4 protein-coding genes are annotated in these 19,831 nt (G+C 75.1%); all 4 read right to left on the bottom strand.

Annotated elements, in window-relative coordinates:
- Positions 1–27: 27 nt before the first annotated feature.
- Positions 28–15,537, bottom strand: a complete 15,510-nt coding sequence (locus tag ACFYU0_RS12885; protein ID WP_389300305.1) for an SDR family NAD(P)-dependent oxidoreductase — start codon at positions 15,535–15,537, stop codon at positions 28–30.
- Positions 15,538–15,697: 160 nt separating this feature from the next.
- Positions 15,698–16,039, bottom strand: a complete 342-nt coding sequence (gene uraH, locus ACFYU0_RS12880; protein ID WP_351661903.1) for a hydroxyisourate hydrolase — start codon at positions 16,037–16,039, stop codon at positions 15,698–15,700.
- Positions 16,040–16,244: 205 nt separating this feature from the next.
- Entirely contained in the window at positions 16,245–16,577 is a 333-nt protein-coding gene (locus ACFYU0_RS12875) for a hydroxyisourate hydrolase (RefSeq protein WP_351661900.1), read from the bottom strand.
- Between the two features lie 184 nt (positions 16,578–16,761).
- Complete coding sequence (locus ACFYU0_RS12870; protein ID WP_389300300.1) at positions 16,762–19,779, bottom strand: BTAD domain-containing putative transcriptional regulator; 3,018 nt, start codon at positions 19,777–19,779, stop codon at positions 16,762–16,764.
- Positions 19,780–19,831: the final 52 nt, after the last annotated feature.

Raw genomic sequence — 19,831 nt, 5'->3', positions numbered from 1 at the left:
GGACTCTTCTCACTCGGGGGGCGGCGCTCAGGCCTGCTCGTCGATGAACGCGAAGATCTCTTCGTCGGAGGTGAAGAGCTCCTCGCCGGCCGTCCCGTCCGCGCCGCCCCCGGACACGTCCTCGCCGAGTCCCGCCAGCGTGCGGCGCAGCAGCTCGGCCAGGCCCTCGCGGCTTCCGGCGGCCGCGGCGGCGTCCCGCAGGACCCGCTCGGCCTCGGCCAGCGAGGTGTCCGCCGGCCCGGAAGCGGGGGCGGGGGCGGGGGTCAGCTCCTGGTAGAGGTGGCCGGCCAGCCGGGCGGGAGTGGGGAAGTCGAAGACGACCGTCGTCGGCAGCCGCAGACCGGTCGTGCCGGCCAGGCGGTTGCGCAGCTCCACCGCCGTCAGGGAGTCGAACCCGAGGTCCCGGAAGGAGGAGCCGGGGTCGATGGCGTCGCCGGAGGGCTCGGCCAGCACCAGTGCCGCCTGGACTCGGACCGCGTCCTGGACCAGGCGCCGGGCCTCGCTCTCCGGCAGTCCGGTCAGCCGGGAGGCCAGCGTGGCCTGTCCGGCCCGGTGCTCGGAGCGGGCGGTGCGGCGGGCGGGACCGCGCACCAGTCCGCGCAGCAACGGCGGTACCGGCTCGCGGAACCGGGCGGGCTGGAGCTTGGCCGGCACCACGACGGGCAGGGCGCTGTCGATGGCCGCGTCGAAGAGCGCCAGGCCCTCCGCGACGCCGAGGGGTGCGATGCCGTCGCGGGCGATGCGGCGCAGTTCGGCCTGGCCGAGGTGCCCGGTCATGCCGCTGGCCTCGGCCCACAGGCCCCAGGCGACGGACACCGCGGGCAGACCCCGCTCCTGCCGTCGGATCGCGATGGCGTCCAACGCGGCGTTCGCGGCCGCGTAGTTCGCCTGACCGGCGTTGCCGATCACACCAGCCACCGACGAGAACAGCACGAACCGCGCCACGTCCAGATGAGCCGTCAGCTCGTCCAGCACCCCGGCCGCACCCGACTTCGGCTCCAGCACCCGCCGCAACCGCTCATCCGACAACTGCGCGACCACACCGTCGTCCAGGACACCCGCCGCATGCACCACCACCTGCAGCGGACGCTCCGCCGGGATCCGTCCCAGCAGCGCCTGAACCGAAGCCCGGTCCGAGACGTCACACGCCTCCACCACCACCTCGGCGCCCAGCGCTTCCAAATCGGCGGCCAGCTCCGCCATCCCCGCGGCCGCGAGCCCGCGCCGGCCCGCCAGCACCAGCCGGCCCACCCCGTGCGCCTCGACCAGCCGCCGCGCCACCAACCGGCCCAGCGTCCCCGTCGCACCCGTCACCAACGCCGTGCCCCGCGCATCCACCCCACGCGGAACCGTCAGCACCACCTTGCCCACATGCCGCGCCTGAGACACGAACCGGAACGCCTCCGGCGCCCGCCGCACATCCCACACCGACACCGGAAGGGGCCGCAGAACCCCGCTCTCGAAGAGCCGCATCAGCTCCGCCAGCATCCGCTCGACGCGCTCCACGTCGAGACTCGGCAGGTCGAAGGACTGGTACGTGACGCCCGGGTACTGGGCGGCGACCTCGTCGGCGTCACGGATGTCGGTCTTGCCCATCTCGATGAACCGGCCGCGACCGCCGAGCGCCCGCAACGACGCGTCCACGAACTCACCCGCCAGCGAGTCCAGCACCACGTCCACACCCCGGCCACCGGTGGCGGCGAGCACCCGCTGCTCGAACTCCAGATCACGGGACGAGGAGATGTGCTCCTCGTCCAGCCCCTGCCCGCGCAGCGTCCCCCACTTGCCACGCGACGCCGTGCCGAACACCTCGGCGCCCAGATGCCGCGCCACCTGCACCGCCGCCATACCCACGCCGCCGGTCGCCGCGTGCACCAGCACCGACTCGCCCGCCCGCAGACCCGCCAGCTCCACCAGCCCGTACCAGGCGGTCAGGAAGACGGCCGGGACGGCCGCCGCCTGGGCGAAGGACCAGCCCTCCGGCATCGGCACCAGCGTGCGCCGGTCGGCCACCGCGACGGGTCCGTAGGCGCCGGGCACCATGCCCATCACCCGGTCCCCGACCGCCATCCCGGTCACACCGGGGCCGACCTCGAGGACGACGCCCGCGGCCTCGCCGCCGAGCCCGGTCAGCCCCGGCACCAGGCCGAGGGCGACGACCACGTCGCGGAAGTTCAGGCCGGCCGCGCGCACACCGACGCGCACCTCGCCCTCGCCGAGCGGCCGCAGCGCCTCCTCGCACGGCACCAGCGCCAGCCCGTCCAGCGTCCCGTCGCCGTGCGTGTCCAGCCGCCATGCCCGGGCGCCCTGCGGAACAGGCAGCCCGTCTCCGGCGACGGGGGCCAGCCGGGGCACGAGCAGCCTGCCGTCGCGCACGGCGGCCTGCGGTTCGTCCGCGGCCAGCGCGGCGGCCAGCGCGGGGCCCCAGTCGCCGGTCCCGGCGAGGTCGACCAGCGTGAACCGGTCCGGGTTCTCCGACTGCGCCGAACGCACCAGACCCCACACCGCGGCCTGCGCCGGATCCACCGGCTCCGCCGGACCGGTACGCACCGCACCCCGGGTCACCAGCACCAGCCGGGTGTCCCGGACGGCCTCGGCCGCGAGCCAGTCCTTGACGGTGGCGAGCGCCGCGGCGACCGTCCCGGCCACCGAACCCGCCGGCTCGACGGCGAGCACGGCCACCTCGCAGCCGCCTGCCGTCAGCAGGTCCCGGGAGTACGGGGCCACGGCGGCGCCGAGCGCGGTCAGCTCCTCGGGCAGCGGGTCGAGACCCGGGGCCACGGCCCAGCGGCCCTCGGCCCGGACGGGGCCGGGGACGGAGCTCCCGGACCAGTCCACGGAGTACAGGTGCCGGCCCGCGGGCCCGGCCGGGCGCGGCGCCTCGGCCACGTCCCGCAGGGCGAGTCCGTCGACCGTGACGACCGGCGCTCCGGTGGCGTCGGCCGCGAGCAGCGACACCTCCTCCGCTCCGGTACGGCGCACCCGCAGCCGCAGCAGGGACGCACCGGTGGCGTGCAGGCGCACCCCGGACCAGCTGAAGGGCAGTTTGGTGGCGGGCCGGCCGTCGGTCCGGGCGAACCAGTCGCCGGCGAGGATGCCGTGCAGGGCGGCGTCCAGCAGCGCCGGGTGCAGCCCGTACCGCTCGACCTGGCCGCGCACCGCCTCGGGCAGCGCGGCCTCGGCGTACAGGTCGTCGCCGTCCTGCCACACCGCGGTGAGGCCGCGGAAGACCGGCCCGTAGCCGTAACCGGCCGCCCCGAGGCGGTCGTACAGGTCGTCGACGGGCACCGGGCGGGCGCCGGCGGGCGGCCACACGGTCAGGTCGCCGGGACCGGCGGCCGGTTCGTCGGCCAGGGAGCCGACGGCGTGCCGGGTCCACTGCCGGTCCAGGCCGTCGCCGAGGTCCGGGCAGGACGAGACGGTGAGCTGCCGGTGTCCGTGCTCGTCGGGCTCGTCCACCCACAGCTGGAGGCGCACGGCGTCGTCGGCGGTCAGCAACAGCGGCTCGTGCAGCGTCAGTTCCGCCACGGTAGCGCAGCCGACCTGGTCCGCGGCGCGGACCGCCATCTCCGCGAAGGCCGTGCCGGGCAGCAGCACGGTCCCGGCGACGGCGTGGTCGGCGAGCCACGGGTGGGACTTCAGCGACAGCCTGCCGGTGAACATCCAGCGGTCGCCGCCGGCCACCGGCACGGCCGCACCGAGCAGTCCGTGACCGGTGCCGTCCAGGCCCGCGCCGGTGACGTCCGCGGCGGCCTCGGCGTCCTGCTCCAGCCAGTAGCCGCGGTGCTGGAAGGCGTACGTCGGCAGCGGGACACGGCGGCCGCCGGCGCCCGCGTGCACCGCGGCCCAGTCGACCCGGACGCCCGCCACGTACGCCTCGGCCATGGCGGTCAGGACGCGCGTCCAGTCGCCCTGGCCGCGGCGCAGGGTGGTGAGCACGGCCGCGTCGGCGCCGGCGTCCTCGACGGTCTGGGTGACCCCGACCGTGGCCACCGCGTGCGGGCTGACCTCGACGAAGGCGTCGTGTCCGGCGGCCAGCGCGGCCCGTACGGCGGACTCGAAGCGAACCTGGTTGCGCAGGCTGCGGTACCAGTAGCCCGCGTCGGTGACGGCGCCGGTCACCGGTTCACCGGTGACGGTGGAGTACAGCGGTACGCGACCGGTGCCGGGCTCGGTGCCGGCCAGCAGTTCCGCGAGCCGCTCCTCGATCCGCTCGACGTGGTGCGAGTGGGAGGCGTAGTCCACCGGGATGCGGCGGGCCTCGACCTCGCGTCGGGCGCACTCGTCCAGGAAGGCGTCGAGCGCCTCGGCGTCACCGCTGACGATCACCAGGGACGGCCCGTTCACGGCGGCGATCTCCAGCCGCCCGGTCCACTCGGCGAGCAGCGGGCGCACCGCGTCCTCGGGCAGCGGCACGGAGACCATGCCGCCGAGGCCGGACAGCGTGGTCAGCGCCCGTGCCCGCAGCGCCACGACGGCGGCCGCCTGCTCCAGGGTGAGCAGTCCGGCGACGTGGGCCGCGGCTATCTCGCCCTGCGAGTGGCCGATCACCGCGGTGGGAGTCACCCCGGCCGACTCCCACAGCCGGGCCAGCGCGACCATCATCGCGAAGGAGACCGGCTGCACCACGTCGACCCGGTCCAGCCATCCCGCCTCGGGCGCGGCCCGCAGCACCTCGCGCAGCGACCAGTCCACGTGCGGGGCGAGGGCGCTCTCGCAGTCGTCGATCGCCGCCGCGAAGACGGGGGACGAGTCCAGCAGTTCGGCTCCCATGCCGGCCCACTGGGCGCCCTGGCCGGGGAAGACGAACACCGGGCGGTTGCGGGAGCGCCCGCCGGAACCGCGTACCAGGTGCGCGGCCTCGGTTCCCTCGGCGACCGCGGCCAGTCCGGCGAGCAGTTCCCCGGAAGTGCCGCCGACGACGACGGCCCGGTGGTCGAAGGCGGTCCGGCCGGCCAGCGAGACGGCGACGTCGGCCGGGTCGGCGCCGGGCAGCGCGGCGAGCAGCCGGGCCGCCTGGCCGGCGAGGGCGTCGGCGCCGCGCCCGGACACCGCCCAGGCCACGGCGGGCAGTTGCCGCCCGGCCGGTTCCGCCGGGGTGTCCTCGGCGGGCTCGGGGGTCTGTTCCAGGATGACGTGGGCGTTGGTGCCGCTGATGCCGAAGGAGGACACCGCGGCGCGGCGCGGCCGGTCCGTCTCGGGCCACGGCTGGGCCTCGGCGAGCGGGGCGACCGTCCCGACGGACCAGTCCACGTGCGGCGAGACCTCGTCGAGGTGCAGCGTGGCGGGCAGTACGCCGTGGTGCATGGCCTGCACCATCTTGATGACACCGGCGACACCGGCCGCGGCCTGGGTGTGCCCGATGTTCGACTTCACCGACCCCAGGAGCAGAGGCCGCTCCGCGGAACGCCCGGCGCCGTAGGTGGCGATGAGGGCCTCGGCCTCGATCGGGTCGCCCAGCGCGGTGCCGGTGCCGTGCGCCTCGACGGCGTCCACGGCGTCCGGCGTCAGACCCGCACCGATCAGCGCCTGCCGGATGACACGCTCCTGAGCGGGCCCGTTCGGCGCGGTGAGCCCGTTGCTCGCACCGTCCTGGTTGACGGCACTGCCCCGCACCACGGCCAGCACCCGGTGCCCGTTGCGCCGCGCGTCCGACAGCCGCTCCAGCAGCAGCATGCCCACGCCCTCGCCCCAGCCGGTGCCGTCGGCCGCGGCGGAGAACGGCTTGCAGCGGCCGTCGGCCGCGAGACCGTTCTGCCGGCTGAACTCCACGAACGCGCCCGGCCGGGACATCAGCGTCGCACCGCCGGCCAGCGCCATCGAGCACTCGCCCCGGCGCAGCGCCTGCACCGCCAGATGCAGCGCCACCAGCGAGGAGGAGCAGGCGGTGTCCACGGACAGCGCGGGGCCGTTGAAGCCGAACGCGTAGGAGATGCGCCCGGAGGCGACGCTGGTCTGCGTGCCGGTCAGCAGGTGGCCGTCGGTGCCGCCGGTGGGCTGGTCGAGGCGGGGGCCGTAGTCGCTGGCGAGGACGCCGACGAAGACGCCGGTGTCGGAGCCGCGCAGCCCGGCCGGGTCCAGACCGGCCCGCTCCAGCGTCTCCCAGCTCGTCTCCAGCAGCAGCCGCTGCTGCGGGTCCATCGCCAGCGCCTCACGGCGGCTGATGCCGAAGAAGCCCGCGTCGAACGCGCTGATGTCCTCGAGGAAACCGCCGCGCCGTACGTAGGTCGTGCCGGAGCCCTCGGATCCGAACAGCGAGTCCAGGTCCCAGCCGCGGTCGGTGGGGAAGTCGCCGAGCGCGTCCACCCCGTCCGCCACCAGGCGCCACAGGTCCTCCGGTGACTCCACGCCGCCCGGGTAACGGCAGCCCATGGCCACGATCGCCACGGCGTCGTCGTCGGACGGCCGCCCCGCAGGGGCGGGGGCGGCCACCGCGGCGGCGGGCTGCGGCGCGGCGCCGGCCAGCTTGCCGTGCAGGTGCTCGGCGAGCTCCAGCGGAGTCGGGAAGTCGAAGACGACCGTCGTCGGCAGCCGCAGTTCGGTCGCGCCGGCCAGGCGGTTGCGCAGTTCGACGGAGGTCAGCGAGTCGAAGCCCAGCTCGTTGAAGGGGAGTTCGACGTCCACGGCGGTGTCGGGGCCGTAACCGAGGACGACGGCGACCTGGGCGCAGACCGTGTCGACCACGGCCTGCCGGGCGGCCTCCTCGGTGAGGCCGGCCAGCCGTGCGGCCAGTCCTCCCCCGTCGGCGCCGGTCACGGCGGCGGCCGTACGGCGCTGGGCGCGCACGAGACCGCGCAGCGGTGCGGCCAGCCCAGGTCCCTGACCGCTGCGGGCGCGCAGCGCGGCGAGGTCCCAGTGGGAGGCGACCACGGCGGGTTCGGCCCCGGCCAGGGCCGCGTCGAACAGCGCCAGGCCTTCCTCGGCCTCCAGCGCCACGGTTCCGGCGGCGCCGGCCAGCCGGGCCCGGTCGGCACTCGACAGACCGGCGGTCATGGCCGACTCCGGGGCCCACAGGCCCCAGGCGACGGACACCGCGGGCAGACCCCGTTCCTGCCGTCGGATCGCGATGGCGTCCAGCGCGGCGTTCGCGGCCGCGTAGTTCGCCTGACCGGCGTTGCCGATCACACCCGCCACCGACGAGAACAGCACGAACCGCGCCACGTCCAGATGAGCCGTCAGCTCGTCCAGCACCCCGGCCGCACCCGACTTCGGCTCCAGCACCCGCCGCAACCGCTCATCCGTCAACTGCGCGACCACACCGTCGTCCAGGACACCCGCCGCATGCACCACCACCTGCAGCGGACGCTCCGCCGGGATCCGTCCCAGCAGCGCCTGAACCGAAGCCCGGTCCGAGACGTCACACGCCTCCACCACCACCTCGGCGCCCAGCGCTTCCAACTCGGCGGCCAGCTCCGCCATCCCCGCGGCCGCGAGCCCGCGCCGGCCCGCCAGCACCAGCCGGCCCACCCCGTGCGCCTCGACCAGCCGCCGCGCCACCAACCGGCCCAGCGTCCCCGTCGCACCCGTCACCAACGCCGTGCCCCGCGCATCCACCCCACGCGGAACCGTCAGCACCACCTTGCCCACATGCCGCGCCTGAGACACGAACCGGAACGCCTCCGGCGCCCGCCGCACATCCCACACCGACACGGGGAGCAGGTTCAGCGCGCCGGTGCCGAACAGCCGCATGATCTCGGCGAGCATCTCGCCGATCAGGTCGGGTCCGGCCTCCGGGAGGTCGAAGGCGCGATAGCTCACACCCGGGTACTGGGCGGCGACCTCGTCGGCGTCACGGATGTCGGTCTTGCCCATCTCGATGAACCGGCCGCGACCGCCGAGCGCCCGCAACGACGCGTCCACGAACTCACCCGCCAGCGAGTCCAGCACCACGTCCACACCCCGGCCACCGGTGGCCGCGAGCACCCGCTGCTCGAACTCCAGATCACGGGACGAGGAGATGTGCTCCTCGTCCAGCCCCTGCCCGCGCAGCGTCCCCCACTTGCCACGCGACGCCGTGCCGAACACCTCGGCGCCCAGATGCCGCGCCACCTGCACCGCCGCCATACCCACGCCGCCGGTCGCCGCGTGCACCAGCACCGACTCACCCGCCCGCAGACCCGCCAGCTCCACCAGCCCGTACCAGGCGGTCAGGAAGACGAGCGGCACCGACGCCGCCTGGGCGAAGGACCAGCCCTCCGGCATCGGCACCAGCGTGCGCCGGTCCACCACGGCGACCGGGCCGTAGGCCCCGGGCACCAGACCCATCACCCGGTCCCCGACCGCCATCCCGGTCACACCCGGACCCACTTCCTCGACCACGCCGGCCGCCTCCCAGCCGAGGCCGGCGAGGCTCTCCACCATGCCGAGGGCGACGACCACGTCGCGGAAGTTCAGGCCGGCCGCACGCACACCGACGCGCACCTCGCCCTCGCCGAGCGGCCGCAGCGCCTCCTCGTACGGCACCAGCGCCAGCCCGTCCAGCGTCCCGTCGCCGGCTGCCTCCAGGCGCCACGCCCGGGCATCCCGCGGCAGGACCAGGGTGCCGTCGTCGGCGGCGCGGGTGAGCCGGGGAACGCGCAGCGCGCCGTCCCGGACGGCCACCTGGGGCTCGCCGGAGGCCACCGCGCGCAACAGGGCGTCGTGCGGGCCGGCCAGGTCGACCAGGGTGAACCGGTCCGGGTTCTCCGACTGCGCCGAACGCACCAGACCCCACACCGCGGCCTGCGCCGGATCCACCGGCTCCGCCGGACCGGTGCGCACCGCGCCCCGGGTCACCAGCACCAGCCGGGCGCCGGCGAACCGGTCGTCGGCGAGCCACTGCCGTACCGCCGCGAGCACCCCGGAGGTGGTCTCCGGGACCCCGCCGCCGACCGGGCAGGTGAGGATCGCGACATCGGCGCGCCGGCCGCCGTCGGCCGCCGCGGCCAGTTCGTCCAGCCCCGCGTGCGAGGGCAGTCCGGTGACGGGCTCGCCGACCGCCGCCCAGGACGACGGTGTGGCCTCGGCGGCCGGAAACTCCTCCCAGCCGACGCGGTACAGGTGGGTGGCCGTGTCCTGGGTGTCGGCCGTGAGGAAGGACGCGGGCACCGCCCGCACGTCGAGGCGGCCCGCCTTGAGCACCGGCTGTCCGGCGCCGTCCGCGGCCTCGACGGTCAGCGCGTCGGGGCCGTCGGCCGTCAGGCGGACGCGCAGCGCCGTGGCTCCGGTCGCGGCGAGCGACACGTCCTGGAAGACGAACGGCAGCCGCAGCTCGGCGGAGCCGGCTCCCGCGACGTAGGGGTGCAGGGCCGCGTCGAGCAGCACCGGATGGAGGCCGTAGCCCTCGACACCGGTGCCGTCCGCGAGCGCGATCTCCGCGAAGGTCTCCTCGCCGCGGCGCCACACCGCGCGGACGGCGCGGAAGGCTGGGCCGTAGTCGTAGCCGACGTCGGCCAGGTCGTCGTAGGCGGTCTCGAAGGGGACGGGGGCGGCGCCGGCCGGCGGCCAGGCGGTGGCCCAGTCGGGCCGGGCGGGCGCCGCGCCGCGGGAAGAGACCGCGCCGGAGGCGTGGCGGACCCACTCGGCGTCGGCGTCGCCGCGCGAGAACACCTTGACCGTACGGGCCGGTCCGGCGCCGGTGACGACGATCTGGATCCGCAGATCGCCCTTGTCGGGCAGGACGACCGGCGACTCGAAGGCGAGTTCGTCCACGTGATCGCAGCCCACCTGGTCGGCGACGTCGAGCACCAGGTCGAGCAGCGCGGTGCCGGGCACGATCAGCCGCCCGCCCATGCGGTGGTCGGCGAGCCACGGCAGGTCGGCCACCGACAGCCGTCCGGTGGCGACGGCTCCGTCGTCACCGGCGACGTCCAGGACCGCGCGCAGCATCGGGTGCCCGGTCGGGCGCAGACCGGCGGAGGCGACGTCCGCCTCCGGCCGGCTGCTGAGCCAGCTGCGCTTGCGGTCGAAGGCGTAGGTGGGCAGGTCGACACGGGTGCCGCCGACGGCGAGCGCGGACCAGTCCACCGTGCCACCGGCCACGAACACCTCGGCCAGGCAGCGCAGCAGCGCCTCGTCCTCGGCGCGGTCGCGGCTGTGCAGGGCGGCCACGACGGCGTCACCGTCCAGGCTCTCCCGGACCATCGCGGAGAGCACCGCGCGCGGGCCGACCTCCAGGTAGGCGCTGATCCTGCGGTCGTGCAGCTCGGACACCACCGGGTGGAACATCACCGGCCTGCGGATCTGCTCCAGCCAGTACGCGGGCTCGGCCCAGGACGCGGTGACGCCGGTGCCGATGAGGTCGGTGACGTGGGACAGGCGCGGCTCGTGGAAGGCGAGTTCGCCGAGCACGGCGGCGAAGTCCGCCAGCATCGGCTCCATCAGGGGCGAGTGGAAGGCGTGGCTGACGGTGAGCCGCTTGGTGCGGCGGCCGCGCGCCTGCCACTGGGCGGCGACGGCGAGGCAGGCGTCCTCGTCCCCGGAGACGACAACGCTCCGCGGTCCGTTGACGGCGGCGATCCCGACGAGGTCCTCCTGGCCGGCGACGGACGGCAGGACCTCCTCCAGGGAGGCGGAGACCGCCACCATGGCGCCCCGGGCCTCGAGCGCCTGCATCAGCCGCCCGCGGGCGGTGACCATGCGGGCGGCGTCCGCCAGCGACCACACCCCGGCGACGTGCGCGGCGGCGATCTCGCCGACGGAGTGCCCGGCGATCTCGTCCGGGTGCACGCCCAGCGAGCGGAGCAGGGCGAAGGCGGCGACCTGGTAGGCGAACAGGGCGGGCTGGGTGTAGCAGGTCTCGTTGAGCAGCGCCGCGTCGGCGGTGTCCGGCTCGGCCCACATGATCTCCCGCAGGGGCCGCTCCAGGTGGGCGTCGAGTGCCGCGCACACCTCGTCGAAGGCCTCGGCGAAGACGGGGAACGCCCGGTACAGGTCCCGGCCCATGCCGGGGCGCTGCCCGCCCTGGCCGGTGAAGAGGAAGGCCGTCTGGGCGAGGGACCGGGCGCGGCCGGTCACCGCGGCGCCGGCGCCGGTCCCGTCGCGCAGCGCGGCGAGGCCGGCCAGCAGGTCGTCGCGGGTGCGGCCGTCCAGCACGGCGCGGTGCGGGAAGAGGGCGCGGGCGGCGAGGGAGTGCGCCACGTCGGCGGGGCCGGCGGCGGGATCGGCCTCGATCCGGCGGTACAGCCGCTCGGCCTGGCCGCGCAGCGAGGTCTCGCTGTGCGCGCTGAGCACCCAGGGGAGCAGCCGTCCGCCGTCCTCCCGCGGGCCGTCGGCGGCGGTGTGCCCGGCGGGTTCAGGGGTCTGTTCCAGGATGACGTGGGCGTTGGTGCCGCTGATGCCGAAGGAGGACACCGCGGCGCGGCGCGGCCGGTCCGTCTCGGGCCACGGCTGGGTCTCGGCGAGCGGGGCGACCGTCCCGCCGGACCAGTCCACGTGGGGGGACGGCGCGTCCATGTGGAGGATGCCCGGCAGTACGCCGTGCTGCATGGCCTGCACCATCTTGATGACACCGGCGACACCGGCCGCGGCCTGGGTGTGCCCGATGTTCGACTTCACCGACCCCAGCCAGAGCGGGGTGCCGTCGGCGCGGTTCTGCCCGTAGGTGGCGATGAGGGCCTCGGCCTCGATCGGGTCGCCCAGCGCGGTGCCGGTGCCGTGCGCCTCCACGGCGTCCACGGCGTCCGGCGTCAGACCCGCACCGGTCAGCGCCTGCCGGATCACCCGCTCCTGCGCCGGCCCGTTCGGCGCGGTCAGACCATTGCTCGCACCGTCCTGGTTGACGGCACTGCCCCGCACCACGGCCAGCACCCGGTGCCCGTTGCGCCGCGCGTCCGACAGCCGCTCCAGCAGCAGCATGCCCACGCCCTCGGCGAACGCGGTGCCGTCGGCCGCGGCGGAGAACGGCTTGCAGCGGCCGTCCGCGGACAGTCCGTTCTGCCGGCTGAACTCCACGATGGTGCCGGGGCGCGACATCATCGTGACGCCGCCGGCCAGGGCCAGCGAGCACTCGCCGCGGCGCAGCGCCTCCGCGGCCAGGTGCAGCGCCACCAGCGAGGAGGAGCAGGCGGTGTCCACGGACAGCGCGGGGCCGTTGAAGCCGAAGGTGTAGGCGATACGGCCGGAGGCGACGCTGGTCTGGAAACCGGTGAGCAGATGCCCGTCGGTGCCGCCGGCCGGCTGGTCGAGGCGGGGACCGTAGTCGCTCGCCATCACGCCGACGAAGACGCCGGTGTCGGAGCCGCGCAGCCCGGCCGGGTCCAGACCGGCCCGCTCCAGCGTCTCCCAGCTCGTCTCCAGCAGCAGCCGCTGCTGCGGGTCCATCGCCAGCGCCTCACGCGGGCTGATGCCGAAGAAGCCCGCGTCGAACTCGTCGGCGTCGTGCAGGAAGCCACCGCGACGAACGTACGTCGTGCCCGATCCCTCGCCGAACAGTGAGTCCAGGTCCCAGCCGCGGTTGGTGGGGAACTCGCTGGTCGCGTCCACCCCGTCGGCCACCACGCGCCACAGGTCCTCAGGCGACTCCACGCCCCCCGGGTAACGGCAGCCCATGGCCACGATCGCCACGGCGTCGTCGTCGCGCCGGGCCCGGCCGGCCCGGCGGACCGCGATCGCCGGCGCCTGCTGTGCGCCGCTGCGCAGCCGGTCGTGCAGATGGTCGGCGAGCCGCTGCGGAGTGGGGTGGTCGAAGACCAGAGTGGTGGCCAGCGGCAGGCCGGTGGCCAGGGACAGCCGGCGGCGCAGCTCGACGGTGCCGAGCGAGTCGAGGCCGAGCTCCTTGAAGGTCAGCGCGGGGTCGACGCCGCGGCCGTCGGCGTCCCCGCACAGCGCGGCGGCGGTGTCCACGACGAGGCGGAGCAGCTCGCGTGAGGAGCGCACCTGAGCGGGGGCCACCTCACCGGCGGTGTCCCGCGCCCGGCCGGTGTCGGTCAGCCAGTAGCGCTCGCGCTGGAAGGCGTACGTGGGCAGGTCGGTGCGCCGGGCCCCGGCCGCCCGGGCGAGGAGGGCGCGGTCCACGCCCGCGCCGCGGACGTACGCCTCGGCCGCCGATGCCCGGAGCCGGTCCGGGCCGCCCTCGCCGCGGCGCAGCGTGCCCAGGGCCGCCGCGTCCAGTCCCGCCTCCTCGGCGGTCTCCTCGACGCCCGCCACCAGCACCGGGTGCGGGCTGCACTCGACGAAGACCCGGCAGCCCAGTTCGAGGGCGCCGCGGGTGGCCCGGCCGAACTCCACGCCGTGGCGCAGGTTGCGGTACCAGTACTCGGCGTCCAGCGTCGCGGTGTCCAGTGCCTCACCGGTCACGGTGGAGACGAACAGGATGTCCGCGGAGACCGGCCGCACGGGGGCGAGTTCGCGGAGGATCTCCTCGCGCAGCTCCTCCACCGCCGCGGAGTGCGAGGCGTAGTCGATCGGCAGCACCTTGGTGCGCCGGCCGGCCGCCTCGAACACCTCGGCGACGGCGGCCAGCGACGCCGCGGGGCCGGAGACGACGACCGAGGAGGGGCCGTTGACCACGGCGACGGACAGGTCGGGGGCGTGCTCGGCCAGCGTCGCCTCGACGGCGTCGCGCGGCGCGGCCACGGACATCATGCCGCCGCCGCGACCGCCCAGCCGGGTGATCGCGCGGGCCCGCAGCGCCACCACGCGGGCGGCGTCGGACAGGGAGAGCGCACCGGCCACCGTGGCGGCCGCGATCTCGCCCTGGGAGTGGCCGACGACCGCGTGGGGCTCCACGCCCCGGGCACGCCACTGCGCGGCGAGCGCGACCATGACCGCCCACAGGGCGGGCTGGACCACGTCGAGGCGGTCGAGCCCGGGCGCGCCGGGCCGCTGCCGCAGAACGTCGAGCAGCGAGTAGTCCACGAACGGGGCCAGCGCCTCGGCGCACTCGGTGACGCGGGCCGCGAACACCGGCGACTCGTCGAGCAGGGTGCGGGCCATCCCGGGCCACTCCGATCCCTGCCCCGGGAACACGAAGGCGGTACGGCCGGCCAGGGCGGCGCCCGCCGCGAAGCCGGCCTCGGACCGGCCCTCGGCCAGCGCCCGCAGCGCTGCCCGCTGCCCGTCCGGGCCGGCGCCCAGCACGACGGCCCGGTGCTCGAACTCCTCCCGCGTCTCCACCAGCGACCGCGCGACGTCGGCCGGCACGGCGCCGGGGTTCTCGTCCAGGTACCGTCCGAGCGCCTCGGCCTGCCCGCGCAGCGCCTGGCCGGAGCGCGCCGACAGCACCCACGGCACGGCGTCCTCGCCCGGCTCCGCGGCGTCGTCCGCGGCCGGGGCCGGCGGCTCGGCCAGGATCAGGTGGCAGTTGGTGCCGCCCATGCCGAAGGAGCTGACGCCGGCCACCAGCCGCTCGTCCGCACGCGGCCAGTCCCGGGCGCCGGTGACGACCCCCAGGCCGAGGTCGTCGAGCGGGATCCCCGGGTGCGCCGTACGGAAGTTGAGGCTGGGGGCGATCCGGCGCCGGCTGATGCTCAGGACCACCTTCAGCAGCCCGGCGATGCCCGCCGCTCCCTCGAGGTGGCCGATGTTGGTCTTCGCCGAACCCACCAGCAGCCGCGTGTCGCCGGCCCGGCCCGCGCCCAGCGCGGCTCCGAGCGCCGCGGCCTCGACGGGGTCGCCGACCGGCGTGCCGGGGCCGTGCAGCTCGACGTACTGGACATCCCCGGGCCGGATCCCGGCGCGCCGGCAGGCGGCGCGGATCACGTCTTCCTGCGCCCGCGCGCTCGGCACGGTCAGGCCGTCGCCGCCGCCGTCGTTGTTGACCGCCCCGCCCAGGACGACGCTGTGGACGCGATCTCCGTCGGCGAGGGCCGCGGCGAGCGGCTTCAGCACGACGACCGCGCCGCCCTCGCCGCGCACATAGCCGTTGGCCCGGCTGTCGAAGGTGTACGCGCGCCCGTCCGGGGACAGCGCGCCGAAGCGTCCGACGGCGTCGGTGGTCTCCGGCAGCAGGTTGAGGTTGACGCCGGCGGCCAGCGCCACCGCGGTCTCGCCGCGCCGCAGGCTCTCGCAGGCGGCCTGCACCGCGACGAGCGAGGACGACTGGCCGGAGTCGATGGTCAGGCTCGGGCCGCGCAGGCCGAGCGCGTAGGACACCCGGTTGGCGATGATGCCGCGCTGAACGCCCGTCAGGGTGTAGGCGCTGACCGCCTCGTCGCCCTGGCGGTCGTGCAGGATGGCGTAGTCGCCGTTGATGGCGCCGACGAACACACCGGTGGCGCTGTCGCGCAGGGTGGAGGGGACGATGCGCGCGTCCTCCAGGGCCTGCCAGGCCAGTTCCAGGGTGAGTCGCTGCTGCGGGTCCATGGCGGCGGCCTCGAACGGCGAGATGTCGAAGAACGCGGCGTCGAAGGCGTCCACGTCGTCGATGAAGCCCGCCCGGCGGTGACCGGCGGCCGTACCGGCCGGCCACCGGCTCTCGGGCGCCTCGCCCACCGCCTCCCGGCCCTCGCTCAGCAGCTGCCAGTAGGCACGGGGGCCGTCCGCCCCGGGCAGCCGGCAGGCCATGCCGATGATGGCTATCGGCTCGTCGGCCGCGGACCGGTCCTGGACAGGGTTCATCGATGCATCCATTGAGAGCGTCACCTCAGGCTTCGCCACGCGAAAACGCCGCTGAAGAGGGCGATGTCGCCGCCGTCTGATTTTTCTGGCGTACTGGAACGAGGAATCCCCGGCACCCGGGCAAGCCCCGAACGTCCCGCGCGCCAAGAGCGCGGGGTGTTTAGTCGTCTTCCGGTGAGCCGCGGTGCGTCGAATACGAGAACGGGCTCAAGAACAGCGGAATATGAAGGTCCGAGACGCCGGGGTAGCGCACGGACACGATGATCTCGGGGTAGAGGGCCTCGGCGCCCTGGTCGCGGAAGTAGTCGCCGGTGGCGAACACCAGCCGGTAGACCCCCCGCGGCAGCGGATGCGGCACGAACGAGCCGATCCTGCCGTCGCTGTCCGTGCAGGCGCCGGCCACCCGGGCCCAGTCGCCGCGCTCGCGGCCGTACAGGGCGACCGCCAGGTCCCGGACGGGGCGGCCGCCGGTGGAGTCGAGCACCCGGACCGAGACACCCATGGCCCCAGCCTCTCCGTGCGTCAGCTCCAGATGATCTCGGCATCGGGGCCGGCGCCGAAATAACCGAGCATGGAGGCGAACAGCGAAAGCATGTGAATCTCCCTTGTGGAAGCCCTGGAGAACTGAAGTCCCTTGCGGGTGAGTCCAGTTCTACGAGGCCCCCTTCTCAACGTCCTACCAGATCGCTATCACGCGCTAAATCACGTCAGCCCACGGCGCACACCGCGTATCCGCGCGGGGTCACCACCACCGGCAGTTCCCGCCGCTCATGGCTCTCCCCGCCGGCGAACGCCACCGTGATGTGGCTGTAGAACGGCCGCAGCCCTAGCGTGGCGAAGTAGCGGTCCGTCTCCAGGGTCAGCCGGAAGGTCCCCTGCGCGTCCCTGGACCCGAGGCAGCAGCAGCACCGCCCGTCCTCGCCGGTGACCCCGTCCCACACGCGCTGCCAGTGGTCGAGGCCCAACCGCTCCAGGCACAGCGGCAGACCGTCCACGGGTCGTCCGTTGGTGCCGTCCGTGACGGACACATCGAGCTTCACGCCGTATCGGCCTCTTCCCTGGGTCGCGGCTCCCCGGGCGCACCTCGCGCCCGAGGGGGCACCGTCCCCCGCCCCGCTGTCAGGCCGCTGTCGCCCGGCTTTCACCGCTCTCAATGCCCGGCGCCCACGGGACCCGACGGTCCCGCGAGGCCGCGGCCGGCCGGCGCCGGCAAGAGCGCGACCTCTATACGGGCAGGAAGTCGCCGACCTCACGGGAGACGGCTCCGCCGTCCGGTGGCCCCTGCTCGCCGGACGGGCCGGCGACCCGGTCCAGCACCCGCAGCGCGCGGTCCCGCCAGCCGGTCGCGTTCATCTCCTCGAAGATGTCCAGTGCGGCGCCCGCGTGGTCCCGGGCCCGGACGTGGTCACGGCGTTCGGCGGCCAGCTCGCCCAGGGTGAGCCGGATCCGGCCGACGGCGAACCGCTCGTCGGCGCGCTCCGCGATGGCCATGCCGCGTTCGAGCATCTCCAGCGCCTCGGCGTGCGCGCCCTGCCGGTCCCGGGCGACGGCCAGGCCGCGCAGCGCGTGCGCCTCGCCCACCGGGTCGCCGACGGCGCGGATGCTCTCCATGGCCCGGGTGAAGGAGCTCTCCGCAGCCGCCGCGTCGCCCGTCTGGAGGTGCGCCTCCCCCAGCCGGCACAGGATCTGCGCGCGTATACGGAAGCCGCCGGAGCGTTCCACGGCCGCGAGCGCGGCCCGCAACGTCCGTTTCGCCTCGGTCAGCAGACCGCGCTCCAGCCGGATCTGCGCCATGTTGTTCAGCACGTGCGCCTCGGCGGTCGGGTCGTCGACGTGGGCGAGCAGGGCGAGCGCCTCCTCGTAGCCCGCCATGGCCTCCTCGTGCCGGCCGCGCACCTGGTCGGTGAAGGCCACGTTGCGCCGGGCCAGCGCCTCACCGTGCCCGTCACCGACCTCCCGGAACAGCTCCCTGGCCACCTGGAGCCGGTCCCGGGCCTCGTCCAGCTGGTACTGGAACATGTGCAGCGAGCCCAGCGAGTACAGCATCGCCGCCTGGCCGCGCCGGTTGCCGTGGTGCCGGGTGACGGCCAGGGCGATCTCGTGCGTGGTGCGCCAGTCGTCGAAGTAGTTGTAGTTCTGGAACATCGTCACCGAGGTCAGCGCGAGGTCCCAGCACAGCTCGTCCAAGCCGGCGGCGGCCGCCTGCCGCACCGCCGTGATCAGGCCGGTGCGCTCCGCCTCGAACCACACCATCGGGTCGGCGATCTCGCGGTCGACGACCCACCGGTCGAGCGGCAGGCGCGGGGCGTCGCCGTGGATGGCGTGGTCCCCGCGGTAGACCTTCCGGTGGGCCTCCTCCAGCAGGTACAGCCAGCTGCTCAGCACCCTGCCGAGGACGGCGGAGCGCTGCGGGGTGCTCTCCTTCTCGGCCAGGCACTCCTGGGCGTACACGCGGACCAGGTCGTGCAGCCGGTAGCGGGCGTGACGGCCGTCCACGAGTTCCACGTCGACGAGCTGTGCGTCGACCAGGAGCTCCAGGGTGTCCTCGGCGACGGGCGCCTCCATGTCGAGCAGCGGCGCCGCGACCCAGGAGGGGAACTCGGTTGCCTCCAGCATCGACAGCCGGCGGAACAGGCACTGGGCCTCCGCGGGCAGCCCCTGGTAGGCGAGCGCCAGGCTGGCGCGGACTCCGACGCCGCCGTGCGTCAGCTCGTTGAGCCGGCGGCGCTCGTCGTTCAGCCGCGCCACCATGTGCCCGAGCGTCCAGTGCGGCCGGGCGGCCAGCCGGGCGGCGGCCACGCGCAGCGCCAGGGCCAGTCCGCCGCACAGGTCGATCAGCTCCAGCGCGCTGGGCAGGTCGCCGCGCACCCGGTCCTCGCCGAGGATCCGGCACAGCATCTGCACGGCCTGGTCGGTGGGGAAGACGTCGACCTGGACCGAATGGGTGCCCTCCAGGCCGGTGAGCCGGGATCTGCTGGTGACCAGCACCGGGCAGTTGGCCGAACCGGGCAGCAGCCAGCGCACCTGGGCCTCGTCGATCGCGTCGTCGAGCACGATGAGGAGGCGGCGGTCGGCGACGTGGTTGCGGAACAGCTCGGCGCGTTCCTCGATGCTCGCCGGGATGGCCGCGCCGGGCACGCCCAGGCTGCGCAGGAACCGTTCGAGGATCTGCGCGGGGGGCACCGGCTGGGCCGCCGGGCCGCGCAGCTTGGCGAAGAGCTGGCCGTCCGGGTACCGCTCGGCGAGCAGGTGCCCCAGGTACACGGCGAGGGTCGTCTTGCCGACGCCGCCCTTGCCGGTGATGGAGATGATCCGCAGTCCGTAGGAGCCCGCGGCGCCGGTCTCCAGCAGCCCGCGCAGGCTCTCCACCAGCTCGCCCCGGCCGGTGAAGTCCGCTATGGCGCCCGGCAGCAGCCGGGGCACACCGGCCGTCTCACCGGCCGGCGCGGACGCGGCGGCCGGCGGACTCGGCGCCGCGGCCGGGGCGGGGGCGCTGTCCAGTTCCCCGGACAGGATCGCCTCCTCCAGCCGCCGCAGCTCCTCCCCGGGCTCGATGCCGAGCTCGTCGACGAGGACCTGCCGTCCGCCGCGGTACGCCTCCAGCGCCTCGGCCTGCCGGCCCGACCGGTACAGCGCCACCATCAGCTGGGCTCTGAGATGCTCGCGCAGCGGGTTCTGCATGACGAGGTCGATCAGCCGCTCCACGAGCTGCTGGTGGAGCCCCAGCGCGAGTTGCGCGTCCACCCACTGCTCGACCACGGCCAGGCGCTGCTCGCTGAGCCGGGCCGCGGGAGCCTGCAGCGCGGTGCGCGCGGCACCGCTGTCGATATGTATCTCGCCGCGCCACAGGGCCAGCGCCTCGGCGAACACGGAGGCGGCCTCGGCGTGCCGGCCCGCCTCGGCGGCGGCGCGTCCGGCCAGTGCGAGCCGGTCGAACACGCGTAGATCGAGGTCGTCGTCGCCGACCTCCGCGACATAGCCCGGGGGGCGGGTGTGGATGACGTCCCGCAGCCCGACCTTGGCCAGATTGGCGCGGACCATCGAGACGCAGATCTGGATCTGGCCACGGGCGGTGGACGGCGGTGAGTCCCCCCACACCGCGTCGACCAGCCGCTCGGTCGGGACGACCCGGTTCGCCTCCATCAGCAGAAGAGCCAGGACGATGCGCTGCCGCTCGGCGGTGATCAGTACCGTCCCTTCGGGACCCACGACCTCCAGCGGCCCGAGCATGCGAAAGTGCATGGCCTTCTCCCCCCACAGAAACGGCATTCGGAATGCGTCGCAACTCCCCAGA

The organism is Streptomyces sp. NPDC003720 (genome assembly GCF_042875075.1).
Classification (GTDB): Bacteria; Actinomycetota; Actinomycetes; order Streptomycetales; family Streptomycetaceae; genus Streptomyces.
This window is presented reverse-complemented; position numbering and strand designations above follow the sequence as displayed.